This is a genomic window from Mesorhizobium sp. M0040, assembly GCF_040323505.1.
GTDB lineage: Bacteria > Pseudomonadota > Alphaproteobacteria > Rhizobiales > Rhizobiaceae > Mesorhizobium.
In genome coordinates, this window is sequence record NZ_JAMYVA010000022.1 from 54,770 (window position 1) to 79,431 (window position 24,662).

Genomic DNA, 24,662 nt, shown 5'->3' on the forward strand with positions numbered 1-24,662 from the left:
CCAGAGCATGCATAGACCACGCAAGGAGATGATTGCCGAAACCCGCGCCAAGCTGATCGGGGCGGCGCGCCAGGCCTTCGGCACGCTCGGCTATGCCGAAGCCTCGATGGACGATTTCACGGCATCGGCCGGGCTGACGCGCGGTGCGCTCTATCATCATTTCGGCGACAAGAAGGGCCTTCTCCAGGCGGTGATCGCCGAGATCGACGCCGAAATGTCGGCCCGGTTGAAGGTCGTTTCGGCCAAGCCGGACAATCTCTGGCAGGGCTTTGTCGACGAATGTACCGCCTATATCGAGATGGCGCTGGAGCCGGAGATCCAGCGTATCGTGCTTCGTGACGGGCCGGCGGTGCTCGGCGATCCATCGCAATGGCCAAGCCAGAGCACATGCATCCGCTCGATGACAGAGAGCCTGCTAAGACTGAGCGACGAGGGGACAATTCTCGCCGTCGATCCCGAAGCCGCGGCAAGGCTGGTCAGCGGCGCCTCGTTGCATGCGGCGCAGTGGATCGCAAATTCGAACGATCCCGAAGCGACGTCGAAGAAGGCAGTGAAGGCGTTCAAGGTTCTTCTGGAAGGGCTGCTCAATCGCACCGGCAAGCTGCCTAAGCCTGATCGATCGTCAGCGAAGCAGCCCGAGGCTGACCGATCACCGGCCTGAGGTCATTCTTTTCGCCGATCCCAGGCGGCTCGCGGTGGGCTCAGCCGACGCCCGTTGCCTAAACCCTGTTGAACATCGCCTCACCAGCGCGCGAAAACATGGCCAAAGCGGCGAGGCGCGCCTATATCGGGGCATGGTCACGAGACTTTACACCCACCCGATTTTCCTCGAGCACATAACACCGCCCGGTCATCCGGAGCGGCCGGACCGTTTGCGCGCCATAGAGCGTGTGCTTGACGACGAGGCCTTCGCGGCGCTCGATCGCGTCCAGGCGCCCGAAGGCGACGAGGCAACCATCCTCTACGCGCATCCGCCCGAATTCGTCGAACGTGTCCGCGCAGCGATACCGGACACCGGCATCGCCCGTATCGACGCCGATACCACCGCCAGCCCAAAGAGCTGGCAGGCGGCCGTGACCGCGATCGGCGCAGCCAACGCCGCGGTCGACGACGTCTTCACCGACCGTGCCGAAAACGTCTTCGTCGCCGCACGGCCGCCCGGCCATCATGCCGAAAAGACCACCTCCATGGGTTTTTGCCTGTTCAACACCGCCGCGATCGCGGCACGCTACGCGCAGAAGAACCATGGCGCCGACCGCGTCGCCGTCGTCGACTGGGATGTGCATCACGGCAACGGCACGCAGGACATTTTCTGGGACGATCCATCGGTGCTCTATTGCTCGACACACCAGATGCCGCTTTACCCGGGAACCGGGGCCGTGAGCGAAACCGGCGCCGGCAACATCGTCAACGCTCCGCTGGCGCCGCAGAGCGGCAGCGATAGTTTCCGCGACGCCTTTCTGTCGCGCATCCTGCCGGCGCTCGACAATTTTGCGCCCGACCTCATCATCATCTCCGCCGGTTTCGATGCCCACCACCGCGATCCGCTGGCCGAGATCAACCTGACCGAGGATGATTTCGACTGGGCGACCGGCCAGTTGCTCGAACGAGCCGGGCGCCATAGCCGCAACCGGCTCGTCAGCGTGCTCGAGGGCGGCTACGATCTGCAGGGATTGGCATTTTCAGTCGCCGCCCATGTCGGGCGGCTGATGAAGGGATAGACGATGGCTGGTGAGACCAACGAGGATGTCAAGGCGATGAGCTTCGAGCAGGCGCTCGAGGCGCTGGAGAGGATCGTCGACGATCTGGAGCGCGGCGACGTTCCGCTCGACCAGTCGATCCGCATCTACGAGCGCGGCGAGGCGCTGAAGGCGCATTGCGACCGGCTGCTGAAGGCGGCCGAGGACAAGGTCGAGAAAATCAGGCTGTCGCGTGACAGCAAGCCGGTGGGGACAGAGCCGTTGGACGCGGATTGAGGCGCGGCCTCGAACGACAATTTTGCTTACCGGCTTTGGACATCATCACGATTGAGGATAAAACTCATCCCGTTTGAAACGGCTCCAGGACGAGAGGAGATTGCGAACGATGTGCAGAAACATCAAAACCCTGTTCAATTTCGATCCGCCGGCAACCAATGACGAGGTCCGCGATGCCGCGCTTCAGTTTGTCCGCAAGCTGAGCGGAACGACGCGGCCGTCGAAACAGAACCAGCATGCGTTCGACCATGCCGTCGAGGCCATTGCCGCCTCGGCGCGCGAATTGCTCGACAGCCTCGAGACGACACAGCATCCGCGCAATCGCGAAGAGGTGGCGGCCAAGGCGAAAGCCAAATCTGCACTTCGCTTCGCCTGAGGGGACCGCGTGAGCTTCTTTCCCGGAAACGATCCGCAGATGGGCGATGCCTTCGCCAGCGATCAGATCGAGCTGATGGTCATTCCGAACGCCAAGGATATTGGCGGATTTCAGGTTCGCCGCGCCTTGCCGACGGCCAGGCGCCGGCTGGTCGGACCCTTCATCTTCTTCGACCGCATGGGTCCAGCCGTTCTGCGAGCGGGCAAGGCGCTCGACGTGCGTCCGCACCCACATATCGGCCTGTCTACGGTGACTTACCTGTTCGACGGCAAGATCAGGCATCGCGATTCGCTCGGCACCGAGATGGTAATCCAGCCCGGCGACGTGAATTTGATGACCGCCGGCCGTGGCATCGTCCATTCGGAGCGCACGCCGGAAGAACTGCGCGGCGCGCCGATGTCGGTTTCCGGCCTGCAGACATGGCTGGCGCTGCCGGACGGCAAGGAAGAAGTCGCGCCGGTCTTCGAGAACACCGCGGCCCTGCGCCTGCCCGAAATCGATGCGGAGGGCGTTAGCGGCCGTGTGATCATCGGTGCGTTTTCCGGACTGCGCTCCCCGGTCGCCACCGCTTCGGACACGCTTTATGCCGATCTCAGGCTGGCGCCGGGTGCCAGCGTGAAAATCCCGGCCGATGCCGAGGAGCGCGCCATCTATACGCTGGAAGGCGAGGTTTCGATATCCGGTGACCGCTTCCCGGCCGAGCGGCTGCTGGTCTTCCGGCCCGGCGACGAAATCGTTGTCTCATCGGAACGCGGCGCCCATTTCATGCTGTTTGGCGGCGCCTCGCTCGGTTCGAAACGCTATATCTGGTGGAATTTCGTATCGTCCTCAAAGGAACGCATCGAGCAGGCGAAAGAAGAATGGAAGACAGGCCGCTTCGATATCGTTCCTGGAGACGAGCAAGAGTTCATCCCGCTGCCCGAAAGCTGATGCGCGTTACCGCCACATTTACATTCGCCGGCCAGCGGCATATTTCACGATGAACAGAAAATCTGACCAGGCTCGCAAACAGTGAACGCAAAGCCCGATACGCCGCTTCTCGACAAGGTCCGCGTCCCAGCCGATTTGCGCACGCTTGCCGAAGGCGACCTGCCGCAGCTGGCGTCAGAGCTTCGCGCCGAACTGATCGACGTCGTTTCCCACACCGGCGGCCACCTCGGCGCCGGCCTTGGCGTCGTCGAACTGACCGTCGCGCTGCACTACGTCTTCAACACGCCGGACGACCGGCTGATCTGGGACGTCGGCCACCAGGCTTATCCGCACAAGATCCTGACCGGCCGCCGCGACCGCATCCGCACGCTGCGGCAGGAGGGCGGCCTGTCCGGCTTCACGCGTCGCGTCGAGAGCGAATACGATCCGTTCGGCGCAGCCCACTCCTCGACCTCGATTTCAGCCGGCCTCGGCATGGCGATGGCGCGCGATCTGTCCGATGGCCGCAACAATGTCATTGCCGTCATCGGCGACGGCGCCATGTCGGCCGGCATGGCCTATGAGGCGATGAACAATGCCGGCGCACTCGATGCCCGGCTGATCGTCATCTTGAACGACAACGATATGTCGATCGCTCCGCCGACCGGCGCAATGAGCGCCTATCTGGCCCGTCTGGCGTCGGGCAAGACCTATCTAGGCTTGCGCGATTTCGGCAAGAAGCTGACGTCGTATCTCGGCGAGCGCGCCGATCGCGCCATCAAGCGAGCGGTCGAGCATGCGCGCGGTTACGTCACCGGCGGCACGTTGTTCGAGGAAATGGGGTTCTACCACATCGGCCCGATCGACGGTCACAACCTCGAGCACCTGATCCCGGTGCTGAAGAACGTCCGCGACAATGCCGACGGCCCGGTGCTGATCCATGTCGTGACCCAGAAGGGCAAGGGCTACGCCCCGGCCGAGGCGGCGGCCGACAAATATCATGGCGTCAACAAATTCGACGTCATCACCGGCGCCCAGGCCAAGGCGCCCGCCAATGCGCCGAGCTACACCAAGGTGTTTGCCGAAAGCCTGATCCAGGAGGCCCGAGAGGACGACCGCATCGTCGCCATCACCGCCGCCATGCCGAACGGCACCGGGCTTGATCTGTTCGGCGAAGCGTTTCCGGCGAGGACCTTCGATGTCGGCATCGCCGAGCAACATGCGGTGACCTTCGCCGCCGGCCTTGCCACGGAAGGCTTCAAGCCTTTCGCGGCGATCTACTCGACCTTCCTGCAGCGCGCCTACGACCAGGTCGTCCACGACGTGGCGATCCAGAAATTGCCGGTGCGCTTTCCGATCGATCGCGCCGGCTTCGTCGGCGCCGATGGTGCCACCCATTGCGGCGCCTTCGACACGACCTTCCTGGCGACGCTGCCCGGTTTCGTCGTCATGGCCGCGGCCGATGAGGCCGAGCTGCGCCACATGGTACGCACCGCCGCAAGCTACGATGACGGCCCGATCGCCTTCCGCTACCCGCGCGGTAACGGCGTTGGTGTCGAGATGCCGCAACGCGGCTCGGTATTGGAGATCGGCAAGGGCCGGATCGTCAGGGAAGGCACCAAGGTTGCGCTGCTTTCCTTCGGCACCAGGCTGCAGGATTGCCTGGCCGCGGCCGAGGAGCTTGGCGCGGCCGGGCTTTCGACCACGGTCGCCGATGCCCGTTTTGCCAAGCCGCTCGACGAGGACCTGATCCGGCGGCTGGCCCGTTCACACGAGATACTGGTGACGGTGGAAGAGGGCGCGGTCGGCGGCTTCGCCAGCCATGTGCTGCAGTTCCTGGCCCATGAAGGGCTGCTGGAGAGCGGCCTGAAGGTGCGCCCGCTGGTGCTGCCCGATACATTTGTCGACCATGCCAAGCCGGAAAAGATGTATGCCGATGCCGGGCTGGACAGCGCCGGCATCGTGCGCACCGTGTTCGTGGCGCTGGGGCATACCGCGCAGGCCCAGCGCGCCTAGCTTTTAGACGCATTCCCGCGACGCCGACGCGATTCAACTTGGCTGCAAGATGCTAGTCTGAATCAATATCTCAAACGCTTGAATCAAATTACCGGCGAACAATCGTAACATGCTGTTTACGCTGCCGTTTGGCGATTTGCTTACCGTGTCCTTTGGCCGTTCTTCAACGCTGCCCTGCTAGAAGGCAACAGGCAGGGGAAAGCAGACCAATGAGATCGCTTTTGGGCGGCATCGCGCTTGCGGCCATCTTCGTCTTGTCGGCTACAGCCGAAACTTACGACCGCAAACTCGAAGAGGCGGTGATGGGCGTCGTCGCCGGCAAGATCGGCGAAATCCGTGGCGGCTTCTCCTACAAGCAGGCGCCGCAATTCGTCGTCGTGCCCGATACCTTGCCGAAGGCGTCCAGTTCCGCTGACCGGCGCGCACACAGGTGTCCGGCGACAGCAGCGACGGTCTGACGCCGGCCGTCGAACGGCGGGTTTCGCGGACCATATTCTAAAGCATGATCCCGAAGAGACTCTAGAAACTAGAACCACATGTCCCGCACACAGCGACCATCTCTCGGCAAATCCTCGAATGTATCGAGACCCTCGAAATGGTCGATCGGGAGATCGGCGACGGCCTCGGGCGGCGCAAGCCTCACATTGACGGCGATGCGGTAGCGCCCAGCCGCCTCGGGATGCAAACCGCGCCAGGCCAGGACGCAAGCGCAGGTTGGGCAGAAGAGAATCTCAAGCGAAGGATGAGCCTTTCCGACGCGCCGATAGGCGCTTACGGGCCCGGCAAGGCGGATGCGTTCGTCGACATAGTCGTAAGCCCAGAGCGTGCCGTAGCGACGGCAAAGTGTGCAATTGCAGGCAGTGATCGAACCGGGATCGCCCTCCAGGGTCCAGTGGGCTGCGCCGCAGTGGCAGGTTCCCGTCAGCATGTTCCTCCTCCACGTTTCGACGGCTAAACGGCATCTCTTTCTTAGCATTGCGTCGGGTCTCGTGCGAGGCTCGACAAACAGCGCAGCGGCTTGATGCGCTCACCGCCTTTCCAACTATGCCTTGTCTGATCGCCAAATTCCTTGCCATCATCGTTGGCTTTCGCCATGAAGGCCGATGACTTCCCTTCCGCCAGCCAGCATACGCCAGCGGCTCGACGAATTGCTCGTCCAGCGCGGCCTGTTTGCCAGCCGCTCGCGTGCCCGCGACGCGGTCGAGCGCGGCACCGTGACGGTCGATGGCATCGTCGCCCTCAAGCCGGGCCAGGCCGTTCTGCCTGAGTGCAACATCGTCGTTGACGATCCGGCGCAAGGTTACGTGTCGCGCGCTGCACTGAAGCTGAAGGCTGGTCTCGACCATTTCGCCCTCGACCCCACCGGCAACGAAGCGCTCGATGTCGGCGCCTCGACCGGCGGCTTTACGCAGGTGCTGCTCGAACGCGGCGCGGCGCATGTCACGGCGATCGATGTCGGGCACGGCCAGATGCACTCCGACATTGCCGGCGATCCGCGCGTGACGGTAATTGAAGGCCTGAATGCGCGCGAACTATCGGCCGCCGATCTCGGCGGCCGTGTGCCGGATTTCATCGTCTCGGATGTCAGCTTCATATCGCTGAAACTGGCGCTGCCGCCGGCGCTTGCCTTGGCCAGGAATGGCGCAAAAGCTGTGTTTCTGGTCAAGCCGCAATTCGAGGCCGGCCGCGAGGCGATCGGCAAGGGCGGCCTGCTGAAGGACCCCTATGATGCGGCGCGCATTGCCGGCCTGATGCAGGACTGGCTCGATGCCATTCCCGGCTGGCGCTCGCTGGGGCTTCATCTGTCACCGATAGAGGGCGGCGACGGCAACCGCGAGTTCCTGCTCGGCGGCATCAAGGACGTCGAGACCCAGAGGCGATGAGCACCCGTTTCACGATCGCAAGGTTGGGCTCGCAGGGCGACGGCATCGCCGAGACGGAAACCGGCGAGGTTTTCATTCCGTTCGCGCTGTCGGGAGAGGTCGTCACCGCCGCGCGGGAGAAAGATCGCGCCACCTTGATGTCGGTCCTTGAGGCTTCGCCGTTGCGGGTCGATCCGCCGTGCCGGCATTTCGGCGCGTGCGGCGGCTGCGCCGTCCAGCATCTCGAGACTGAAGCCTATCACCGGTGGAAGCGCGAAAAGGTCGTGCATGCGCTGAAGAGCAAGGGCATCGCTTGCGATGTCGGGGCGCTGGTGCCGTGCGCGCCGCACACACGCCGCCGCGTCGTCTTCACCGCCCGGCGGAGCGAGGCGGGAATGCAGTTCGGCTTTGTTCGCGCGCTGTCATCCGAGATCATCTCGATCGAGGAATGCCCGATCTCGCTGCCGCGGATCGTCGCTGCGCTCGACCGTTTGAGGATGCTTGCCGGACTGATCTGCACCACGACCAAATCGTTCCACATGGCGGTGACGGTGACCGGTTCCGGCCTCGATGTCGCGGTTCACGATTCCGGCAAGCTCGGCGAGAACCAGCGCCGCGTCGCTTCCAACTTCGTCATCGCCGAGCGGCTAGCCAGGCTGTCGGTCGACGGCGAGGTCATTATCGAACCAAACAAACCGGTCGTCCTGTTTGGTGGCGTCGCCGTCGCAGTGCCTCCGGGCGCTTTCCTGCAGGCGACCGAGGCTGCCGAACAGGCGATGGCCAACATTGTCGTCCAGCATTTCGCGCGCGCCAAAAAGGTCGCCGATCTCTTCGCCGGCTGCGGCAGCTTCGCGCTGCGCCTAGCCGCAAGATCGGAGGTTCATGCGGTGGAAGGCGATGCGGCAGCACTCGCGGCGCTCGACCGGGCATTCCGTTTCGCCAGCGGCCTGAAGCGGGTGACCGGCGAACGTCGCGACCTGTTCCGGAGGCCGCTGACATTCAAGGAGTTGAATGCCTTTGACGGCGTTGTCTTCGACCCGCCTCGCGCCGGCGCCGAGGACCAGTCGAAGCAGATCGCGCGCTCCGACGTGCCGCTCGTCGCCGCGGTGTCTTGCAATCCGGTAACGCTGGCGCGGGACCTACGCATCCTCATGGACGGCGGCTACGCCCTGAAGAGCGTGACGCCGATCGACCAGTTCCTGTGGTCGCCGCATGTCGAGGTCGTGGCGCTGTTGGAGAAGCCGAGACGAAGGCGCTAGCAGCCAGGGCCTGAAACGCGCACCAAAAAAGCACATTTTGAACGCACGTCGTTCAGACTGTGCTAGGGAATTGCCATGAGCACCGCAGCCTTCGAAATTTCGGCATGGCGCTTCGGCGAGGAGCGGGCGCCGTTTCTCTCGCCAAGGCGGGTCGCTGAACTGCTAGGGGTTAATATGACAGAACTGGCGGGGCTGACCGGTCTCGCGCGCAACACGCTTGCCGCCAAGTCCGGTGCGCGCTAGGTCGACGCCGCATTGAGTCCCATCGTCCGTATCCTGGCGATGGCCGGCGAGATGGCCGGTGATGAACATCGTGCGGCGATCTGGTTCAAGCATCAGCCGATCCCCGGTTGGGCCGGAAAGACCGCCTACGATCTGGTTCGCGAAGGCAAGACGGACAAGGTGCTTGCCTATCTGGAGGCAGTCCGCTCCGGCATCTATGCCTGAAACCAGGCTGACCCTGTGACGCGCTTTTGTGCCGCGCTGGGCCGCTGTGAGCTGCTATGCTTCTTGCACGCGTTCGTATCCGGCCGCCTTCGCGGCCCTGACGAACTTGCGGTCAAAAGTCGCGAAGCCAGCGCAGTGAGCGGACTTGCCCAGATGCAGCGCGTCAGCGAAATCCAACCCCTGTTCCGAGAGGTCGAGCGCGGACGACACGACCGCCCCGTCTTCCACCTCTACCGTGGGAAGCCCGCTAAACACCCGTAGCGTACGGGCGATTTCAAGCGGCGCAAAACCGTAGGCGCTGCGCAACACCCATTCGACTTCCAGCATCACCGTGACGGCGACAAAGACCGGCTGGCTATCGATCAGCGCCCGGGCGCGGGAAGACTGCGACGGGTGATCGCCCGTCAGGTAGCGGACGATCAGGTTGGTATCAATTGCGAGCATGGCGCCGCCGCGCTTCGGCGAGCACGCCCGCGTCCATTTCTTCCAACGTCTTCGGCCTGCCGCTATAGCGCAGCGATCCAAACACGTCCTCTGGCCGCGTCTCGGCGAAGACTGGCGCAGGCTTCAGTAGCACGCCCTCCGGGGTATCCTCGACCAGAAGGCGTGTGCCGGCATGCCATTCCCTCCGTTTCCGGATCGCGCTGGGCAGGATGACCTGTCCCTTGGTCGAGACCGTAGTTACGAGCTTCTCTGCGGCAGCCATCTCGGCACGTCCTTAAGTGTAAGACGAATGTAAGATAGTCGAAGCTCTCGGCAAATTCAAGGCGCAAGCTACTCCTACTTAAAGCGATGACAAGGCAGTGGGCGGCGGGGATTGGTTGTTCCGGAGCGGCGATAATTCGGCGTCAACTCCATCAAACCCTGGTGCCGCCGACTGTCATCTGGTTCATCCTGAGATGCGGCTGGCCGACGCCGACCGGCACGCCCTGTCCGGCCTTGCCGCACATGCCGATGCCGGTGTCGAGCTTCATGTCGTTGCCGATCATCGCCACACGATGCATGGCATCCGGCCCGTTGCCGATCAGCATGGCGCCCTTGATCGGTTGCGTCACCTTGCCGTTCTCGATCATGTAGGCTTCGGTGCAGCCGAACACGAACTTGCCCGAAGTGATGTCGACCTGGCCGCCACCGAACGACACGGCATAGATGCCGTTCTTGACCGAGGCGATGATCTCGTCCGGCTCCATGTCGCCTGCTGTCATGTAGGTGTTGGTCATGCGCGGCATCGGTTCGTGCGCATAACCTTGGCGTCGCCCGTTGCCGGTGGCTTTCATGCCCATTAGCCGGGCGTTCTGACGATCCTGCATGTAGCCGACCAGCTTGCCATCGTCGATCAGCACGTTATGGGCCGATGGCGTGCCCTCATCATCGACGGTAAGCGAGCCACGCCGCTCGGGCATGGTGCCGTCGTCAACGACGGTGACGCCTTTCGCCGCCACCTGCTGGCCAAGCAGGCCGGCGAAGGCCGACGTCTTCTTGCGGTTGAAGTCGCCTTCCAGCCCGTGACCGACCGCCTCGTGCAACATGACGCCCGGCCAGCCGCTCGACAGCACGATGTCGAAAGTGCCGGCAGGTGCTGGAACCGCTTCGAGATTGACCAGCGCTTGCCGCAATGCCTCCTTGGCCGCGTGCCGCCAGCTGTCCTCGATCAGGAATTCACCAAAATCCTTGCGGCCTCCCATGCCGTAGGAGCCGCTCTCCTGGCGGTCGCCGTCGCCGACCACCACAGACACGTTGATCCTGACCAGCGGACGGATGTCGCGCACCATCTGGCCGTCGGCGCGCACGATCTCGACATGCTGCCAGGAGGCGGCGAGCGACGCCGTCACCTGCCTGACGCGCGGATCCTCGGCCCGCAGCCATGCATCGATTTCCTGAAGCAGCTTGGCCTTGGCCTCGAAGGAAGGCGAGGGGATAGGGTTTCCGTCGCCGTAGAGATGGCGGTTGGTGCGGGCAGGCGCTGCGGCAAGCGTACCGGAATAGCCGCTCTTCACCGTCGAAACGGCATCGGCGGCGCGCAGCAGCGAGGCTTCGGAAAGATCGCTGGAATGGGCGTAGCCGCTGGCTTCGCCGGCGACGGCGCGCAGGCCGAAACCCTGGTCGGTGTTGAAATTCGCGGTCTTCAGCTTGCCATTGTCGAACATCAGCGATTCGCTTTCGCTATATTCGAGAAACAGTTCGCCGTCGTCGGCGCCGTTAATAGTCTCGGCAACGATTTGCTTGATGCGATCGTCGGAAATGTCAAATTGGCCGATCAGGCTGTTCATGGCAGGTCCATTCGCAGGAGGATTGTTTCCCACGATGTAGGCGCGAAGGCCCGCACAGACAATCTGAAATGAGATTTGCCGTGACCTCGGCCGGTCAACATCACTGGATCGTGCTACAAGACCAAGTCTCAAGGCAGGGCGGCGAAGCCGTCGGCGAAACCCTTGAGGTCGACGGGAATGCCGATGCCCTCTTCCGGCGTCTGGAAGACGATGAAGGTGGCGGACGTACCAGTCTTCAGCGTGTCGAGCAGCGGCTTTTCCAGGATGACCTCGGCATAGCAGCCATCCTGGAAACAGCGCACGAAATAGGCGCGGCCGATATCCTTGCCGTCGACATTGAGGCCGAGGCCGTTGGGCAACAGGACGCCGAGCGGCGCCAGCACACGCAGGATTTCGGCCTTGTTGTCGGCTGTGCGCAGCACGACAACGGAAAGACCCATTTCCGGACGGTCCTCGGCGACGACGTTCTGCATCATCACGCATTGTTCGGATGTAGCACCGGCGGGCGTATCGCAGATGATCGACCACGCCCCATGCGTTGACTTCACCGTGCCGCTTGGCTGCGCGGCATTGGCCAGGCCGGCGCCGGACAAGGCTATTGCGGCGGCAACAAAGATGACCTTCGCCAAGGTTCTCGAAAGCCAAGGGTTCATGACGGCTCCATTGCGAATCACGGCACTTTAAGCCGCACTAAACCCAAGTAAAGGACGAGACCCTGGCGATCTGCCCCGACACAGGCGACAATGCGCTTTTCAGTGCCAATTTCGCCCTAATTGCGACGGCTCCGCACGCCGCGCGGCTCATTCTACCCAGATGCCGCTCCGGTGATTCGCGGCAAGCAGTCACCGCACGAAGCCACAGCCGCGCTTGCGCGCAAAAATGCCGCACGGGTTCCGGCGCTCCTTTCTTGCGGAGGCAAATAGAGTATGGTTTGAACCAGCCTTGAATTGTCCGGGATTCCCGTCCCGGCATTGTTCGACATTCTTGCGGTCCGATCGCGAGGAACTGGGAGATGACGAGGGCGATGAGAAAATTCCTGGCAACCGCCAAAATCGTAGCTAGTGCCGCCGCCACGTTGTTTGCCGCTGCATCCGCTCATGCAGCCCAGCCCCAACCTTGGGAAACCAGTTTTCAGCCTCCGGCAACCGACATTATGCGGCAGATCGAGTGGTTCGGGAACTACTCGTTCGCGTTCATCATTGTGATCACCGCCTTGGTGCTTTTCCTGATCGCCTACTGCATTTTGCGGTTCCGGGCGAGCGTCAACCCGACGCCGTCGCGCACCAGCCACAACACGCTGATCGAGGTCATCTGGACTGTCGGTCCCGTGGTCATCCTGCTCTGTCTCGCCATTCCCTCGTTCCAGCTGCTGACCGCGCAATACACGCCGCCGGAAGAAGCCAAGCTGACCGTCAAGGCGACCGGCAATCAGTGGAACTGGGACTACGAATACCAGGTCGACAACACGCTTTCCTTCAATTCCGCGATCCTTCAGGATGCCGACAGGGCTGCTGCCGGCAAGGAAGATCGCGCCGAGTATCCGCGCCTGCTCGCCGTCGACAATGAGATGGTGGTGCCGGTCAGCACCATGACCCGCGTGCTGGTGACGGCGACCGACGTCATTCACGCCTTTGCCATGCCGTCCTTCGGCATCAAGACCGACGCGGTGCCGGGCCGCATCAACGAGGTCTGGTTCAAGGCCGACAAGGAAGGCCTCTATTACGGCCAGTGCTCGGAACTCTGCGGCAAGGACCACGCCTTCATGCCGATCGCCATTCGCGTCGTCTCCGATGCACAATACAAGACCTGGCTGGCGGCAGCCAAAACCGACCTTCCCGGCGCCAACAAGGCGCTGATGGCCGAGGTCGATGGCACGAACAAGGTAGCGGCCGCCGGCAATTGATGCCGCGACCAGAAAAGATTCAGGGAACGGAGCCGACCATGGCGCACGCTGCAGCTCACGACGACCACGACCACAAGCCGTATCATGGCTGGGTCCGGTGGGTGTATTCGACCAACCACAAGGACATCGGTACGCTTTATCTGATCTTCGCGATCATGGCGGGCTGCATCGGTGGCGCCTTGTCGGTCGTCATGCGCATGGAATTGCAGGAGCCGGGCATCCAGATATTCACTGGCCTGGCGCAGATGGTCTACGGCATGAACGGCGACGCCGCCATCGACGGCGGCAAGAGCATGTACAATGCTTTCACCACCGCGCATGCGCTGATCATGATCTTCTTCATGGTGATGCCGGCGCTGATCGGCGGCTTTGCCAACTGGATGGTGCCGATCATGATCGGCGCGCCGGATATGGCCTTCCCGCGCATGAACAACGTCTCGTTCTGGCTGCTGCCGCCGGCTTTCATCCTGCTGATTTTCTCGGCCTTCGTCCCGAGTGCGCCCGGCGCCTACGGCGTCGGCGGCGGCTGGACGCTTTACCCGCCGCTGTCGACATCGGGCCAGCCTGGACCAGCCATGGATCTGGCGATCCTGTCAATCCACATCGCCGGCGCCTCCTCGATTCTTGGCGCCATCAACTTCATCACCACCATCTTCAACATGCGCGCGCCCGGCATGACCATGCACAAGATGCCGCTGTTCGCCTGGTCGGTGCTGATTACCGCCTTCCTGCTGCTTCTGTCGCTTCCGGTGCTGGCCGGCGGCATCACCATGCTTTTGACCGACCGCAATTTCGGCACCACCTTCTTTGCCCCCGACGGCGGCGGCGATCCGATCCTGTTCCAGCACCTGTTCTGGTTCTTCGGCCATCCGGAGGTCTACATTCTGATCCTGCCGGGTTTCGGTATCATCAGCCATATCATCTCGACCTTTTCGAGGAAGCCGGTGTTCGGCTATCTCGGCATGGCCTATGCGATGGTTGCCATCGGCGCGGTGGGCTTCATCGTCTGGGCCCACCACATGTACACGACGGGCCTGTCGCTCGACACCCAGCGCTATTTCGTCTTTGCCACCATGGTCATCGCGGTGCCGACGGGTGTGAAGATCTTCTCGTGGATCGCCACTATGTGGGGCGGGTCGATTTCGCTCAAGACCCCGATGCTGTGGGCGATCGGCTTCATCTTCCTGTTCACTGTTGGCGGCGTCACCGGTGTGCAGCTGGCCAATGCCGGCCTCGACCGCCCGCTGCACGACACCTATTTCGTGGTCGCGCACTTCCACTACGTGCTGTCGCTGGGCGCGGTCTTCGCCATCTTCGCCGGCTGGTACTACTGGTTCCCGAAGATGACCGGCTACATGTATTCGCCGGTGATCGCCAACACCCACTTCTGGGTCACTTTCGTCGGCGTCAACCTGGTCTTTTTCCCGCAGCACTTCCTCGGTCTCTCCGGTATGCCGCGTCGTTATATCGACTATCCGGATGCCTTCGCCGGCTGGAATATGGTGTCGTCCTACGGCTCGTACATCTCGGCTGTCGGCGTCGTCATCTTCCTGTTCGGCGTCTTCGAGGCGTTCCAGAAGAAGCGGGTCGCCGGCGCCAATCCTTGGGGCGAGGGTGCGACTACGCTGGAATGGCAGCTGCCTTCGCCGCCGCCGTTCCACCAGTGGGAACAGTTGCCGAAGATCAAGTAGGCGGTTGCCTCCTTAATACGGAACCGCCGGCCGGCCGGCGGTTTTGGCCAACGGAATGATGGACTTTAAGTACGCATGGCCCTTGCCGAAGACAGACTGATTGACGAGCCGGGCTTCCGCATGTCGGAAGCGACGGCGGGCGATTTCTTCGCCCTGCTGAAGCCGCGCGTCATGTCGCTGGTAGTGTTCACCGCGTTTGTCGGCATGGTCGCCGCCCCGGTGACCATCAATCCGCTGCTGGCGGTGATCGCGATCCTGGCTATTGCCATCGGCGCCGGCGCCTCCGGTGCGCTCAACATGTGGTATGACGCAGATATCGATGCGGTGATGACGCGCACCGCCGGCCGTCCCGTGCCGGCCGGCCGCATCCGGCCAGGCGAGGCATTGAGTTTCGGGCTGGTGCTGTCGGTTCTGTCGGTGATGACGCTCGGCGTGCTGGTCAACTGGTTGGCAGCATCGCTTCTGGCCTTCACCATCTTTTTCTATGCCGTCATCTATACGATGTGGCTGAAGCGCTGGACGCCGCAGAACATCGTCATCGGCGGGGCTGCCGGTGCCATTCCGCCAGTCATCGGCTGGGCGGCGGTAACCGGATCGGTCAGCCTCGAAAGCTTGGTGCTGTTCCTGGTCATCTTCCTGTGGACGCCGCCACATTTCTGGGCGCTCGCGCTGTTCAAGTCGGAGGACTATGCGAAGGCAGGCATTCCGATGATGCCGAATGTCGCCGGCCAGGCCTCGACCAGACGCCAGATCTTTGCCTATGCGCTGGTCCTCGCGCCGGTTGGCGTGCTGCCCTGGGTTCTCGGGTTCACCACGCCGGTCTATGGCATCCTTGCATTGCTGCTCGGCGCCGGCTTCGTCTGGTATGCGTGGAAGGTGCTGCAAATGGCCGATGACGACCGGGCGATGAAGCCGGCCAAGGCCTTGTTCGGCTATTCGCTGCTCTATCTCTTCGCCATCTTCGCCGCCTACCTTGGCGATTGTGTCGTCTCGCGCGCGCTGACCATTGGTGGAGCATGAGCATGGCCGAAAAGAAGCTTGAACTGGTCACGCTGACCGAACGTCAGCAGAAGGCCCGCCGCAATCGCTCGGCCGCAATCGGTTTCGCGCTGGCGGCGCTGGTCGTCATATTCTACGTCGCGACCATCGTGAAATTTGGTCACAGTTTCCCCGGCTCGATGTGAGCTCACAATGACCAGGCAAACAGTCACCGATCCTACGAAGAAAAACACGAACCGCGTCGTCGCTGGCGTCTGCATCGCGTTTTTCGGCGGCATGATCGGCATGGCCTACGCCGCGGTACCACTCTATGCGATGTTCTGCCAGGCGACAGGCTACGGCGGCACCGTCAAACGGGCGACCCAGCAATATGCCGATCGGGTGCTCGATCGCGACATCACCATCCGCTTCGACGCCAACACCGCCGGCGTTCCCTGGCAATTCCAGCCGGTCGCCCGCTCGATCACCATCAAGATCGGCGAAACCGCCGAGGCGCATTTCAGCGCGACCAACAAATTCAACCGTCCCATCACTGGACGCGCCACCTTCAACGTGCAGCCGGAACTGGCCGGACCTTACTTCAACAAGGTCGAGTGTTTCTGCTTCACCGACACGACGCTGAAGCCGGGCGAGACACTGGACATGCCGGTCGTCTTCTATGTCGATCCCGACATCGTCAACGCGCCGGAATTGAAGGATCTGACGACGATTACCCTGTCCTACACGATGTTCCCGGTCGACAAGACCAAGCCGGTCGCATCATCGGTGCCGGCCGACGGCCGCCGCAACAAGATTTCAGATACCGAAGCAAGCCTCGGGGGTTGATATGGCAGACGCACACGCAAAACCACAACATGACTACCACCTTGTCGACCCGAGCCCGTGGCCTTTCCTGGGCTCCGTCGGGGCGCTGGTGACCGCGTTCGGCGGCGTCTGTTACATGCAATACCTCAAGGGCGGCGATTTCCCGATCTTCGGTTTCAATGTCGCCAATCCATGGCTGTTCTTCATCGGCCTGCTGATCGTCATCTACACGATGTTCGCCTGGTGGTCGGATACGATCAAGGAAGCGCATGAGGGACACCACACCCGTGTCGTGTCGCTGCATCTGCGCTACGGCATGATCATGTTCATCGCCTCCGAGGTGATGTTCTTCGTCGCCTGGTTCTGGGCCTTCTTCGACGCCAGCCTGTTTCCGGGCGAGGTCCATCAATACGCCCGTACCGCCTTCACCGGCGGCGTCTGGCCACCCAAGGGCCTCGAAGTTCTCGACCCTTTCCATCTGCCGCTCTACAACACCGTCATCCTGCTTCTGTCAGGTACCACGGTGACCTGGGCGCACCACTCGCTCATCCACGGCGACCGCAAGGGCCTGATCAATGGCTTGGTGCTGACCGTCGGCCTCGGCATGCTGTTCACCATGGTGCAGGCCTACGAGTACATGCACGCGCCGTTCGGCTTCAGGGATTCGATCTACGGCGCCACCTTCTTCATGGCGACCGGCTTCCATGGTTTCCACGTCATCATCGGCACGATCTTCCTGTTGGTCTGCCTGATCCGCGCCATGAAGGGCGACTTCACGCCCAAGCAGCATTTCGGCTTCGAGGCCGCCGCCTGGTATTGGCACTTCGTCGACGTGGTGTGGCTGTTCCTGTTTGCCTCGATCTACGTCTGGGCATCGAACGGCGCGATGATCGAACCGCACTGAGATCGAGCTGAGGAAATCGACAAGGCGGCTGCGGCGACGTGGCCGCCTTATCTTTTGCGGCAAATGCTCCTAGGATGGACCTCATGAGCGACGACAAGGCGATCTGGCCACCAATCGATCCGATCTCGGCCGGCTTGCATGGCCGCTGCCCCCGCTGTGGCGAGGGCAAGCTGTTCTCCGGGTTCCTCACGGTCGATGATCGCTGCTCCAATTGCGGCCTCGATTATTCCTTCGCCGATGCCGGCGACGGGCCGGCGGTGTTCGTTATCCTGATCATCGGCTTTATCGTCGTCGGCCTGGCGTTGTGGATGGAGGTGACGCTCAATCCGCCGCTCTGGCTGCATCTGCTGCTGTGGATTCCGCTGACGCTGGTGCTTTGCCTGGCGGCGCTCCGGCTGATCAAGGGCGTGCTGCTGACGCTGCAATACCGCAACAAGGCGGCCGAGGGCCGGCTGGACCGCGGCGAATGAGCGAGGCATCCGGTTCGGTGGCCGGCCGGTCGCGGCCGAAGCGCGCATTGGCACTCGGCCTGGGTATCGTCGTGTTTTTGATCCTGCTGGCGCTCGGCACCTGGCAGGTTCAGCGCCTGCACTGGAAAGAGGGCCTTGTCCAGACGATAGACCAGCGCACGCATTCGGCGCCTGTGCCATTGGCCGAGCTCGAAAAGCGGTTTGCTGCCGCCGGAGACGTGGACTACACGCCGGTGATAGTGACCGGCACTTTCCTGCATCAAGACGAGCGGCATTTCCTCGCCACCTGGGAAGGCCAGTCCGGTTTCAACGTCTTCACGCCGCTTCAGCTCGACGATGGCCGTTTCGTGCTGATCAACCGCGGCTTCGTGCCTTACGATTTCAAGGACCCGACCAAGCGGCCGCAGGGGCAGGTAACGGGCAAAGTGACGGTGACGGGGCTCGCCCGCAACCCGCTGCCGGCCAAGCCCTCGATGATGCTTCCCGACAATGATCCGCAGAAGAATATCTTCTACTGGAAAGATCGTGACGCGATGGCCTCGAGCGCTGGCCTGCCGACAGGTGCGGCGCTGGTGCCGATCTTCATCGATGCGAACGCCACGCCCAACCCCGGCGGGCTGCCAGTTGGCGGTGTCACCGTCATCGACCTGCCGAACAGCCATCTGCAATATGCGATAACCTGGTACGGCCTTGCCGCCGCCCTTGCCGGCGTCCTGATCTCCTGGCTCCGCCGCCCGGCGAAAGACCAATGATCGCCGCCACTACCCTTGACAGGGCAGGGCCGCGCACCTCATTTCGCGCCTTGAGCTCAGAAGTCATAGTCCGATCAACCGGCCTACAATCAGCGTAAGATGCAATCATGCTTCACACAAAGCCGCCGCTGACCATCCGGCTCTGCCAGCCCCGCGGTTTCTGTGCGGGCGTTGACCGTGCCATCCAGATCGTCGTGCTGGCGCTGAAGAAATACGGCGCGCCGGTCTATGTCCGCCACGAGATCGTGCACAACCGCTACGTCGTCGAAGGGCTGCAAAGCCTCGGCGCGGTGTTCATCGAGGAGCTCTCCGAGATCCCGCCCGAGCATCGCCAGAGCCCGGTCGTCTTTTCGGCGCATGGCGTGCCGAAATCGGTGCCGGCCGACGCCCAGTCCCGCAACCTGTTCTATCTCGACGCGACTTGCCCGCTGGTCTCGAAAGTCCATAAGCAGGCGATGCGCCATCAGCGGCTTGGCCGCCACGTGCTCTTGATCGGCCATGCCGGGCATCCGGAGGTGATCGGCACAATGGGCCAGTTGCGGGACGGCGCGGTCACTCTGATCGAGACCGAGGCCGACGCCGCAAGCTTCGTGCCTGCAGACCCGCAAGCGCTCGGCTTCGTCACCCAGACGACGCTGTCGGTCGAGGACACCGCCGGTATCATCCGCGCCCTGCAGCAGCGTTTTCCCGAGCTGCACGCGCCGGCGGCGGAATCGATCTGTTATGCCACCACCAATCGCCAGGAAGCGGTCAAGGAAACAGCGGCCGGCGCCGATCTCTTCCTGGTTGTCGGCGCACCTAACTCCTCCAACTCGCGGCGCCTGGTCGAAGTGGCCGAGCGCGCCGGCGCCTCGATGTCGCTTCTCGTGCAGCGCGCCTCCGAAATTCCGTGGAATGAGATTGCCGGCATTTCGACGCTCGGCCTGTCGGCGGGCGCCTCGGCGCCGGAGATCATCGTCGACGAGATCGTCGATGCGTTCAGGCAGCGCTTCGACGTGACCATCGAGCTGGCCGTGACGGCGACGGAGACGGAGGACTTTCCGGTGATGCGGGTGTTGCGCGATGTCGAACTGACGGCTGCCGACATGGCCTTCGTCAACGGGGCCGCGTAGCAACGATGGCGGTCTACACCGACGTCAACGAGGGCGAGCTCGGCGCATTCCTCAGGAACTATCCGGTCGGCGACCTCTTGTCCTACAAGGGCATCGCCGAAGGCACCGAAAACTCGAATTTTCTTCTGCACACCAGCAGCGGCTCCTACATCCTGACGCTTTACGAGAAGCGCGTCGACAAGGCTGACCTGCCGTTCTTTCTCGGCCTTATGGCCCACCTCGCCAGAAAGGGCATTTCGTGCCCGCTCCCGGTCACCGCACATGATGGCGGTGTGATCGGAACACTTGCCGGCCGGCCGGCGGTCATCATCACCTTTCTCGAAGGCCTGTCGCTGCGGCGGCCGACGGCTGCGCATTGCGGCGAGGTCGGCAAGGCGCTGGCGGCACTGCATCTCGCCGGCGCGGATTTTCCGATGACCCGCCCCAACGCCCTTGCCATCGATGGCTGGCGCAAGCTGTGGAATGCCGCCCGCGCCCGCGCCGACGAGGTCGAGCCGGGACTGGCGGCCGAGGTCGATGCCGATTTCGCCGATTTCGAGCGGAACTGGCCGAACGGTCTGCCGCAGGGCATCATCCATGCCGATCTTTTCCCGGACAATGTGTTCTTCCTCGGCGAGAAACTGTCCGGGCTGATCGACTTCTACTTCGCCTGCAACGACCTCTATGCCTATGACGTTGCCACGTGCCTCAACGCCTGGTGCTTCGAGAAGGATTTTTCTTTCAATCTGACCAAGGGCACGGCGTTGCTTGCCGGCTACCAAAGCGTGCGGCCGTTGAGCAGTGACGAGAAAGCTGCGCTGCCGATGCTGGCGCGCGGTTCGGCGCTGCGCTTCATGCTGACCCGGCTCTATGACTGGCTGACGGTCCCGGACGGCGGGCTGGTGATGAAACGCGACCCGACCGAGTATATCCGCCGGATGCGCTTCCACCGGGCGATCAACTCTCCTTCCGAATATGGACTGACATGACCAAGCGCGTTGAAATCTTCACCGATGGTGCCTGTTCGGGCAATCCCGGGCCTGGCGGCTGGGGCGCAATCCTGCGCTTCAACGGCGCAATCAAGGAGCTCCATGGTGGCGAGGCTGCCACCACCAACAACCGTATGGAACTGTTGGCGGCCATCTCGGCGCTTAATGCGCTCAAGGAGCCCTGCGCCGTCGATCTTTATACCGACAGCAACTATGTCAAGGACGGTATTTTCAGCTGGATCGACGGCTGGAAGCGCAACGGCTGGAAGACGGCCGCCAGGCAGCCGGTGAAGAATGCCGAGCTGTGGCAGCAGCTCGACGCGGCGCGTAACCGCCATCAGGTCACCTGGCATTGGGTCAAGGGCCATGCCGGCCATCCTGAGAACGAGCGCGCCGACGAATTGGCGCGGCTCGGCATGGCGCCTTTCAAGAAAGGCCTCGTCAAGACTGCGGCGCCAGAACCAGGTTCGCAGTCAAAGCAGCCGGCGGCCACAAAGGCGCGGCGCTCGACGCAAAGCTATTGAATTCCGGCTGCGGGTCCGCTCTCTGGCAGGAAGAGCTGTTATCATGCCGATTGCATACTACATCACGCATCCCCAGGTTCAGGTCGATGCCAACGTTCCAGTGCCGGAGTGGGGACTGTCCGACATCGGGCGAGCGAGAACATCTGCAATGCTCGATCAGCCGTGGGTTGGGTCGATCCGGCGGATCGTGTCGTCGGGTGAACGCAAGGCGATAGAAACCGCCGGGATACTCGGAAGGCATCTCCGCCTTGCAGTCGAGGTGAGGGAACGGATGCATGAGAATGACCGATCGGCAACCGGTTTCCTGCCGCCATCGGAGTTCGAGGCGGTCGCCGACCAATTCTTCGCCAATCCAAACAGCAGCATTCGTGGATGGGAGCGAGCTATCGAAGCCCAGCGTCGTATTCTAAGCGAGGTAGACACTGTGCTACGCACCGACGCCGCCGTCGACGTTGCTTTCATAGGTCACGGAGGTGTCGGAACGCTCCTGCTGCTCTCTTTGAGCGGTCGGGAAATCAGCCGCGAGGCGGATCAGCCAGCGGGCGGTGGGAACTACTTCGCATACGATATCAGCGCGCGTCGCGTTATCCATGGATGGCAGCCGATCGACAGGCCGACGCAGCGCCGCGACGGTTAATTACCTATCGGATCAGCAGGGCGGTGCCGAACGGTCCGATGGCAAACACCGTATGCGACACAAGATTGAGGGCGCGGACCTGCATCGGATTGGGGCGCTTCGAAGCGGCCCAGCCGGCGCCCATGCCGGGCGCCAGCAGAAACCATCCGGCGCCGACGGTGACGATACCGAGCATAAAAGCCGGCAGGAAGGTCGGCGCGGTGAGCCAGGCCGTTCCGGCCAGCACGACCAGTATGATGCCGTAGACGATGCCGACAGCATAATGAAAGGCCCAGCCAAGTACTGATTCATGCGGGTAGGGCGAGGCCTCGCCAATGTCGTCATGGAAGACCTCGCCTTCCCTGAGATGCCAGACCCAGCGGCCGACCAGCCCCCAGTTCGGCCGCGGTTGAGCAAACGCCTTGCTCAGGAAAATCGCCCAGACATCCATAAGCGCGGTTGCGCCGATGCCGATCGCGACGCTGCGCCAGACGATGTCAGACATAATCGAGGTCCCCAAAAGCAAGCAGTCCCGAAGAGCCGACGCATGGTCCCGAAAACCGGGTCGGCTTTCGGAAGGATCATGCGCCGATGCAAAAGTCAGCGTCCTTTGGACGTTGAGCGCTCGAAGGCGCCCTTTGCCGTGCCTGGCCTAGGCTGTCGCCAGGACGGAAAGCTGTCCGAGAATGTGAGCCGCACCGGATTCGTCGACGCCGGGCTTTGTCTCGACATTGAGTGCGGTGACCTTGCCGTCATCGACGATCATCGAAAAACGCTTCGAGCGTAGCCCCATGCCGCCGCTGGAGAGGTCGGCGTCGAGGCCGACCGATTTGGCGAAATCGCCATTGCCATCGGCAAGATAAAGGATTTTGCCTTCACCGCCGCTGAAGCGGGCCCAAGCCCCCATGACGTGAACATCGTTGACCGAGACAACGGCGATAGTGTCGACGCCGCGCGCCAGGATGGCGTCGTAATTGTCCAGGTAGCCGGGCAGATGATTGTTGCTGCAGGTCGGCGTGAAGGCGCCTGGAACGCCAAACAGCACGACCTTCTTTCCTGAGAATATCTCGCCCGTCGTGATCGGCCCTGCACCGTCGGCGGTCATTGTCTTGAAGGTCGCATCGGGCAGTTTGTCGCCAACGGAGATCGTCATGATGGTCCTCGCTTGGAAATGGAAGGGAGCTCCTTGCGATAGCGAATTAAGGCGCGCCCGGCAACCGTCCAGACGTTGGCATCACGGGAATGGCAACAGGCCTTCGACCGCGCCTGCGGCACTTGTCAGTGTGTAGTGCAGGCCGCCATCGGTTGGCGTTGTCGACGGCCTGTCGAGGATCGGTACAGTAAAGATCAGCTTGCCATCCTTTTCGCTGCGTGCCGGGGCACCGAACATGTAGTCGCGTTCGCCGGCAACGAAGAAGTCGGCGCCCTCGGGGCTGCCCGGAAAGCTCGCTTCGACAATCAGCGTTTCGTGGTCGCCCGGCAGTACGTTTATGCCGAAATCGGGCGTTGCCGTGGCGGGCAGGGTTGCAAGGCCCGCCTTGACCAGTGCCGCATCCTCGGCGTTGTCGGGATCGGCGCCGGGATCGACGGTCAGCCTTGTCTGCACCGGGATGCAGATGGTTTCGCAAATGCCGAGGAAGATGTCCGCATCGATGACGGCCGGTTGGCCGGGCGCTGCAAGCGTGAACGTCACCGGCAACGAAACCGGGTGGTCGTAGCCGGCCCATTTGCCATAGCCGTCATCGTGGCGCTGCGGCGGCGGAAACGAAAGCGTCGCGTCGGCAATGTTGGTGCTGGCCGAGACGTCGATCTGTGGCGGCACGCCCGCATCGCCCGGATCGCGCCAATAGGTTTTCCAGCCGGGCTTCAGCGCAATGTCGAGGACGCCCTGGAGACGTCCGGCCTCGTCGGCTTTGCCGCTTGTTACCAGCCGCACCCTGCCGCCTTCGCTGTTGTACCAGGCCGACGAGGAGGCTGAGGCGGGGAGGCCGGTCGCCGATCCAATGGCCACACCAAGCAGCAGGATTTTCAAGCTTTGCATGGCGATGATTTGATCGTCCGTTGATGGCCGCGCAATGATTTCATGACGCTGCCGGCATCATATTTGCGTGACCTTCGGCTTTTGAGCCTGATCAAATCGGGCGCCGCCCATCTTTTCGACGCCCCGGAAACGCGTTACGCTGTGGCCATGGATTTGTTGCGCCATAAAAGGACGGCCGCAGGACCCGGCTTTCTCGACGATCAGTTCCTGATTGCCATGCCCGGCATGAAGGACGACCGCTTCACGCGCTCCGTCATCTACATTTGCGCGCACAGCGACGAAGGCGCGATGGGGCTGATCATCAACCAGACGCAGCAGATGCTGTTTCCGGACCTGCTCGTGCAACTTGGCATCATGAACGAGCTGGAGGCAATTCGCCTGCCGCCGCCGGCGCGCGACTTCGTCGTGCGCAATGGCGGACCGGTGGATCGCAGCCGCGGCTTCGTTCTGCATTCGGGCGACTACCGGGTGGAATCCTCGCTCGCCGTGTCCGATGATGTCTGTCTCACCGCGACCGTCGACATATTGCGCGCCATCTCCTCCGGCCGCGGACCCCGGCGGGCTCTGATGGCGCTCGGCTATGCCGGCTGGGGTGCAGGCCAGCTTGAAAACGAGATCGTCGAGAATGGCTGGCTGACTTGCCCGGCAAGTGCCGAGCTTCTGTTCGACGCCGACATCGATCGCAAATATGACCGGATCCTCGCCTCGATCGGCATCGATCTCGCGCATCTCAGCCTGGCTGCCGGTCACGCCTGAGCCTCAT

At 62.6% G+C, this 24,662-nt stretch carries 30 protein-coding genes and 1 pseudogene; 23 read left to right on the top strand and 8 right to left on the bottom strand.

Translation table 11 applies throughout. The features are described from left to right. Positions 1–7 precede the first annotated feature (7 nt). From NKJ91_RS19525 to NKJ91_RS19555, 7 genes are all read left to right on the top strand, one after another. On the top strand, positions 8–661 hold the full coding sequence (locus NKJ91_RS19525) for a TetR/AcrR family transcriptional regulator (RefSeq protein ID WP_352456879.1): 654 nt from the start codon (positions 8–10) through the stop codon (positions 659–661). A gap of 133 nt (positions 662–794) precedes the next feature. Next, positions 795–1,721: a histone deacetylase family protein gene (locus NKJ91_RS19530; protein ID WP_352456880.1), complete on the top strand. Its 927-nt coding sequence runs from the start codon at positions 795–797 to the stop codon at positions 1,719–1,721. A 3-nt stretch (positions 1,722–1,724) separates the two neighbouring features. Next, the gene (locus NKJ91_RS19535) at positions 1,725–1,976 is read left to right on the top strand and encodes an exodeoxyribonuclease VII small subunit (RefSeq protein WP_352456881.1); all 252 of its coding nucleotides are present in this window, start codon (positions 1,725–1,727) and stop codon (positions 1,974–1,976) included. 109 nt (positions 1,977–2,085) lie between these two features. Beyond that, positions 2,086–2,352: a DUF2277 domain-containing protein gene (locus NKJ91_RS19540; protein ID WP_023716908.1), complete on the top strand. Its 267-nt coding sequence runs from the start codon at positions 2,086–2,088 to the stop codon at positions 2,350–2,352. Positions 2,353–2,361: 9 nt separating this feature from the next. Further along, entirely contained in the window at positions 2,362–3,282 is a 921-nt protein-coding gene (locus NKJ91_RS19545) for a pirin family protein (RefSeq protein ID WP_352456882.1), read from the top strand. An 81-nt stretch (positions 3,283–3,363) separates the two neighbouring features. Beyond that, positions 3,364–5,277, top strand: a complete 1,914-nt coding sequence (gene dxs / locus NKJ91_RS19550) for a 1-deoxy-D-xylulose-5-phosphate synthase (protein ID WP_023674120.1) — start codon at positions 3,364–3,366, stop codon at positions 5,275–5,277. Between the two features lie 209 nt (positions 5,278–5,486). Then, the gene (locus tag NKJ91_RS19555) at positions 5,487–5,735 is read left to right on the top strand and encodes a hypothetical protein (protein WP_352456883.1); all 249 of its coding nucleotides are present in this window, start codon (positions 5,487–5,489) and stop codon (positions 5,733–5,735) included. Positions 5,736–5,803: 68 nt separating this feature from the next. On the opposite strand, the gene NKJ91_RS19560 is transcribed toward NKJ91_RS19555, so the two are convergent. After that, positions 5,804–6,205 carry a GFA family protein gene (locus NKJ91_RS19560; RefSeq protein WP_023674122.1) on the bottom strand — a complete coding sequence of 134 codons (402 nt, stop codon included), beginning with the start codon at positions 6,203–6,205 and terminating at the stop codon, positions 5,804–5,806. Between the two features lie 175 nt (positions 6,206–6,380). Here NKJ91_RS19560 and NKJ91_RS19565 point away from each other — a divergent pair, with 175 nt between their 5' ends. From NKJ91_RS19565 to NKJ91_RS19575, 3 genes and pseudogenes are all read left to right on the top strand, one after another. Continuing rightward, positions 6,381–7,160: a TlyA family RNA methyltransferase gene (locus NKJ91_RS19565; RefSeq protein ID WP_023674124.1), complete on the top strand. Its 780-nt coding sequence runs from the start codon at positions 6,381–6,383 to the stop codon at positions 7,158–7,160. Continuing rightward, positions 7,157–8,398 carry a class I SAM-dependent RNA methyltransferase gene (locus NKJ91_RS19570; RefSeq protein ID WP_352456884.1) on the top strand — a complete coding sequence of 414 codons (1,242 nt, stop codon included), beginning with the start codon at positions 7,157–7,159 and terminating at the stop codon, positions 8,396–8,398. Before NKJ91_RS19565 ends, NKJ91_RS19570 begins: the two co-directional genes overlap by 4 nt. Before the next feature lie 75 nt (positions 8,399–8,473). Next, positions 8,474–8,845: pseudogene (locus tag NKJ91_RS19575) on the top strand (antitoxin Xre/MbcA/ParS toxin-binding domain-containing protein). Positions 8,846–8,899: 54 nt separating this feature from the next. Here NKJ91_RS19575 and NKJ91_RS19580 read toward each other — a convergent pair. From NKJ91_RS19580 to NKJ91_RS19595, 4 genes are all read right to left on the bottom strand, one after another. Continuing rightward, a complete protein-coding gene (locus NKJ91_RS19580) occupies positions 8,900–9,289 on the bottom strand; it encodes a type II toxin-antitoxin system VapC family toxin (RefSeq protein WP_023674128.1) in 390 nt (129 codons plus the stop codon). Further along, on the bottom strand, positions 9,276–9,551 hold the full coding sequence (locus NKJ91_RS19585; RefSeq protein WP_023674129.1) for an AbrB/MazE/SpoVT family DNA-binding domain-containing protein: 276 nt from the start codon (positions 9,549–9,551) through the stop codon (positions 9,276–9,278). Before NKJ91_RS19585 ends, NKJ91_RS19580 begins: the two co-directional genes overlap by 14 nt. Before the next feature lie 151 nt (positions 9,552–9,702). Beyond that, positions 9,703–11,115, bottom strand: coding sequence for a metalloprotease TldD (gene tldD / locus NKJ91_RS19590; protein WP_352456885.1), 1,413 nt, complete (start codon positions 11,113–11,115; stop codon positions 9,703–9,705). 128 nt (positions 11,116–11,243) lie between these two features. Further along, positions 11,244–11,768 carry an invasion associated locus B family protein gene (locus tag NKJ91_RS19595; RefSeq protein WP_023674131.1) on the bottom strand — a complete coding sequence of 175 codons (525 nt, stop codon included), beginning with the start codon at positions 11,766–11,768 and terminating at the stop codon, positions 11,244–11,246. A 371-nt stretch (positions 11,769–12,139) separates the two neighbouring features. On the opposite strand from NKJ91_RS19595, the gene coxB reads away from it, so the two are divergent. The 12 genes from coxB to NKJ91_RS19655 all read left to right on the top strand — a co-directional run bounded on the left by coxB (position 12,140) and on the right by NKJ91_RS19655 (position 21,879). Continuing rightward, complete coding sequence (gene coxB / locus NKJ91_RS19600; protein ID WP_352456886.1) at positions 12,140–13,018, top strand: cytochrome c oxidase subunit II; 879 nt, start codon at positions 12,140–12,142, stop codon at positions 13,016–13,018. A 38-nt stretch (positions 13,019–13,056) separates the two neighbouring features. Continuing rightward, the gene (ctaD, locus tag NKJ91_RS19605) at positions 13,057–14,709 is read left to right on the top strand and encodes a cytochrome c oxidase subunit I (protein ID WP_031211058.1); all 1,653 of its coding nucleotides are present in this window, start codon (positions 13,057–13,059) and stop codon (positions 14,707–14,709) included. Positions 14,710–14,784: 75 nt separating this feature from the next. Further along, on the top strand, positions 14,785–15,729 hold the full coding sequence (locus NKJ91_RS19610; protein ID WP_352456887.1) for a heme o synthase: 945 nt from the start codon (positions 14,785–14,787) through the stop codon (positions 15,727–15,729). Beyond that, positions 15,726–15,893 (top strand): cytochrome c oxidase system small membrane protein, encoded by a 168-nt coding sequence (locus tag NKJ91_RS19615; protein ID WP_023674135.1) that lies wholly within the window; start codon positions 15,726–15,728, stop codon positions 15,891–15,893. Before NKJ91_RS19610 ends, NKJ91_RS19615 begins: the two co-directional genes overlap by 4 nt. Before the next feature lie 7 nt (positions 15,894–15,900). Further along, positions 15,901–16,533 carry a cytochrome c oxidase assembly protein gene (locus NKJ91_RS19620; RefSeq protein ID WP_023674136.1) on the top strand — a complete coding sequence of 211 codons (633 nt, stop codon included), beginning with the start codon at positions 15,901–15,903 and terminating at the stop codon, positions 16,531–16,533. 1 nt (position 16,534) lies between these two features. Then, entirely contained in the window at positions 16,535–17,416 is an 882-nt protein-coding gene (locus tag NKJ91_RS19625; RefSeq protein WP_023674137.1) for a cytochrome c oxidase subunit 3, read from the top strand. 83 nt (positions 17,417–17,499) lie between these two features. Then, positions 17,500–17,886, top strand: coding sequence for a DUF983 domain-containing protein (locus NKJ91_RS19630; protein WP_031211059.1), 387 nt, complete (start codon positions 17,500–17,502; stop codon positions 17,884–17,886). Further along, positions 17,883–18,638, top strand: a complete 756-nt coding sequence (locus tag NKJ91_RS19635; protein WP_352456888.1) for an SURF1 family protein — start codon at positions 17,883–17,885, stop codon at positions 18,636–18,638. The genes NKJ91_RS19630 and NKJ91_RS19635 overlap by 4 nt, the downstream gene beginning before the upstream one ends. Positions 18,639–18,745: 107 nt before the next feature. Next, complete coding sequence (gene ispH, locus NKJ91_RS19640; protein WP_352456889.1) at positions 18,746–19,750, top strand: 4-hydroxy-3-methylbut-2-enyl diphosphate reductase; 1,005 nt, start codon at positions 18,746–18,748, stop codon at positions 19,748–19,750. A 5-nt stretch (positions 19,751–19,755) separates the two neighbouring features. Continuing rightward, complete coding sequence (locus NKJ91_RS19645) at positions 19,756–20,718, top strand: homoserine kinase (RefSeq protein ID WP_352456890.1); 963 nt, start codon at positions 19,756–19,758, stop codon at positions 20,716–20,718. Next, a complete protein-coding gene (rnhA, locus tag NKJ91_RS19650) occupies positions 20,715–21,242 on the top strand; it encodes a ribonuclease HI (RefSeq protein ID WP_023674142.1) in 528 nt (175 codons plus the stop codon). Before NKJ91_RS19645 ends, rnhA begins: the two co-directional genes overlap by 4 nt. Positions 21,243–21,285: 43 nt before the next feature. Then, the gene (locus tag NKJ91_RS19655) at positions 21,286–21,879 is read left to right on the top strand and encodes a histidine phosphatase family protein (protein ID WP_352456891.1); all 594 of its coding nucleotides are present in this window, start codon (positions 21,286–21,288) and stop codon (positions 21,877–21,879) included. Between the two features lie 4 nt (positions 21,880–21,883). On the opposite strand, the gene NKJ91_RS19660 is transcribed toward NKJ91_RS19655, so the two are convergent. From NKJ91_RS19660 to NKJ91_RS19670, 3 genes are all read right to left on the bottom strand, one after another. Next, positions 21,884–22,363, bottom strand: a complete 480-nt coding sequence (locus NKJ91_RS19660) for a DUF2938 domain-containing protein (RefSeq protein ID WP_352456892.1) — start codon at positions 22,361–22,363, stop codon at positions 21,884–21,886. 147 nt (positions 22,364–22,510) lie between these two features. After that, complete coding sequence (locus tag NKJ91_RS19665) at positions 22,511–23,011, bottom strand: peroxiredoxin (RefSeq protein WP_352456893.1); 501 nt, start codon at positions 23,009–23,011, stop codon at positions 22,511–22,513. 81 nt (positions 23,012–23,092) lie between these two features. Further along, positions 23,093–23,899 carry a protein-disulfide reductase DsbD domain-containing protein gene (locus tag NKJ91_RS19670; RefSeq protein ID WP_352456894.1) on the bottom strand — a complete coding sequence of 269 codons (807 nt, stop codon included), beginning with the start codon at positions 23,897–23,899 and terminating at the stop codon, positions 23,093–23,095. 147 nt (positions 23,900–24,046) lie between these two features. On the opposite strand from NKJ91_RS19670, the gene NKJ91_RS19675 reads away from it, so the two are divergent. Beyond that, positions 24,047–24,655 (top strand): YqgE/AlgH family protein, encoded by a 609-nt coding sequence (locus NKJ91_RS19675; RefSeq protein WP_031211061.1) that lies wholly within the window; start codon positions 24,047–24,049, stop codon positions 24,653–24,655. Positions 24,656–24,662 lie beyond the last annotated feature (7 nt).

What these genes read in the sequence shown, in the direction of transcription:
- rnhA (WP_023674142.1), top strand. Translation starts at nt 20,715, where the DNA reads ATGACCAAGCGCGTTGAAATCTTCACCGATGGTGCCTGTTCGGGCAAT.
- NKJ91_RS19670 (WP_352456894.1), bottom strand. Translation starts at nt 23,899, where the DNA reads ATGCAAAGCTTGAAAATCCTGCTGCTTGGTGTGGCCATTGGATCGGCG.
- NKJ91_RS19645 (WP_352456890.1), top strand. Translation starts at nt 19,756, where the DNA reads ATGGCGGTCTACACCGACGTCAACGAGGGCGAGCTCGGCGCATTCCTC.
- NKJ91_RS19625 (WP_023674137.1), top strand. Translation starts at nt 16,535, where the DNA reads ATGGCAGACGCACACGCAAAACCACAACATGACTACCACCTTGTCGAC.
- NKJ91_RS19620 (WP_023674136.1), top strand. Translation starts at nt 15,901, where the DNA reads ATGACCAGGCAAACAGTCACCGATCCTACGAAGAAAAACACGAACCGC.
- NKJ91_RS19615 (WP_023674135.1), top strand. Translation starts at nt 15,726, where the DNA reads ATGAGCATGGCCGAAAAGAAGCTTGAACTGGTCACGCTGACCGAACGT.
- NKJ91_RS19580 (WP_023674128.1), bottom strand. Translation starts at nt 9,289, where the DNA reads ATGCTCGCAATTGATACCAACCTGATCGTCCGCTACCTGACGGGCGAT.
- NKJ91_RS19525 (WP_352456879.1), top strand. Translation starts at nt 8, where the DNA reads ATGCATAGACCACGCAAGGAGATGATTGCCGAAACCCGCGCCAAGCTG.
- NKJ91_RS19675 (WP_031211061.1), top strand. Translation starts at nt 24,047, where the DNA reads ATGGATTTGTTGCGCCATAAAAGGACGGCCGCAGGACCCGGCTTTCTC.
- NKJ91_RS19535 (WP_352456881.1), top strand. Translation starts at nt 1,725, where the DNA reads ATGGCTGGTGAGACCAACGAGGATGTCAAGGCGATGAGCTTCGAGCAG.
- ispH (WP_352456889.1), top strand. Translation starts at nt 18,746, where the DNA reads ATGCTTCACACAAAGCCGCCGCTGACCATCCGGCTCTGCCAGCCCCGC.
- NKJ91_RS19540 (WP_023716908.1), top strand. Translation starts at nt 2,086, where the DNA reads ATGTGCAGAAACATCAAAACCCTGTTCAATTTCGATCCGCCGGCAACC.
- NKJ91_RS19655 (WP_352456891.1), top strand. Translation starts at nt 21,286, where the DNA reads ATGCCGATTGCATACTACATCACGCATCCCCAGGTTCAGGTCGATGCC.
- NKJ91_RS19630 (WP_031211059.1), top strand. Translation starts at nt 17,500, where the DNA reads ATGAGCGACGACAAGGCGATCTGGCCACCAATCGATCCGATCTCGGCC.
- tldD (WP_352456885.1), bottom strand. Translation starts at nt 11,115, where the DNA reads ATGAACAGCCTGATCGGCCAATTTGACATTTCCGACGATCGCATCAAG.
- NKJ91_RS19635 (WP_352456888.1), top strand. Translation starts at nt 17,883, where the DNA reads ATGAGCGAGGCATCCGGTTCGGTGGCCGGCCGGTCGCGGCCGAAGCGC.
- NKJ91_RS19570 (WP_352456884.1), top strand. Translation starts at nt 7,157, where the DNA reads ATGAGCACCCGTTTCACGATCGCAAGGTTGGGCTCGCAGGGCGACGGC.
- NKJ91_RS19565 (WP_023674124.1), top strand. Translation starts at nt 6,381, where the DNA reads ATGACTTCCCTTCCGCCAGCCAGCATACGCCAGCGGCTCGACGAATTG.
- ctaD (WP_031211058.1), top strand. Translation starts at nt 13,057, where the DNA reads ATGGCGCACGCTGCAGCTCACGACGACCACGACCACAAGCCGTATCAT.
- NKJ91_RS19595 (WP_023674131.1), bottom strand. Translation starts at nt 11,768, where the DNA reads ATGAACCCTTGGCTTTCGAGAACCTTGGCGAAGGTCATCTTTGTTGCC.
- NKJ91_RS19530 (WP_352456880.1), top strand. Translation starts at nt 795, where the DNA reads ATGGTCACGAGACTTTACACCCACCCGATTTTCCTCGAGCACATAACA.
- NKJ91_RS19585 (WP_023674129.1), bottom strand. Translation starts at nt 9,551, where the DNA reads ATGGCTGCCGCAGAGAAGCTCGTAACTACGGTCTCGACCAAGGGACAG.
- NKJ91_RS19610 (WP_352456887.1), top strand. Translation starts at nt 14,785, where the DNA reads ATGGCCCTTGCCGAAGACAGACTGATTGACGAGCCGGGCTTCCGCATG.
- NKJ91_RS19560 (WP_023674122.1), bottom strand. Translation starts at nt 6,205, where the DNA reads ATGCTGACGGGAACCTGCCACTGCGGCGCAGCCCACTGGACCCTGGAG.
- NKJ91_RS19660 (WP_352456892.1), bottom strand. Translation starts at nt 22,363, where the DNA reads ATGTCTGACATCGTCTGGCGCAGCGTCGCGATCGGCATCGGCGCAACC.
- NKJ91_RS19555 (WP_352456883.1), top strand. Translation starts at nt 5,487, where the DNA reads ATGAGATCGCTTTTGGGCGGCATCGCGCTTGCGGCCATCTTCGTCTTG.
- NKJ91_RS19665 (WP_352456893.1), bottom strand. Translation starts at nt 23,011, where the DNA reads ATGACGATCTCCGTTGGCGACAAACTGCCCGATGCGACCTTCAAGACA.
- coxB (WP_352456886.1), top strand. Translation starts at nt 12,140, where the DNA reads ATGAGAAAATTCCTGGCAACCGCCAAAATCGTAGCTAGTGCCGCCGCC.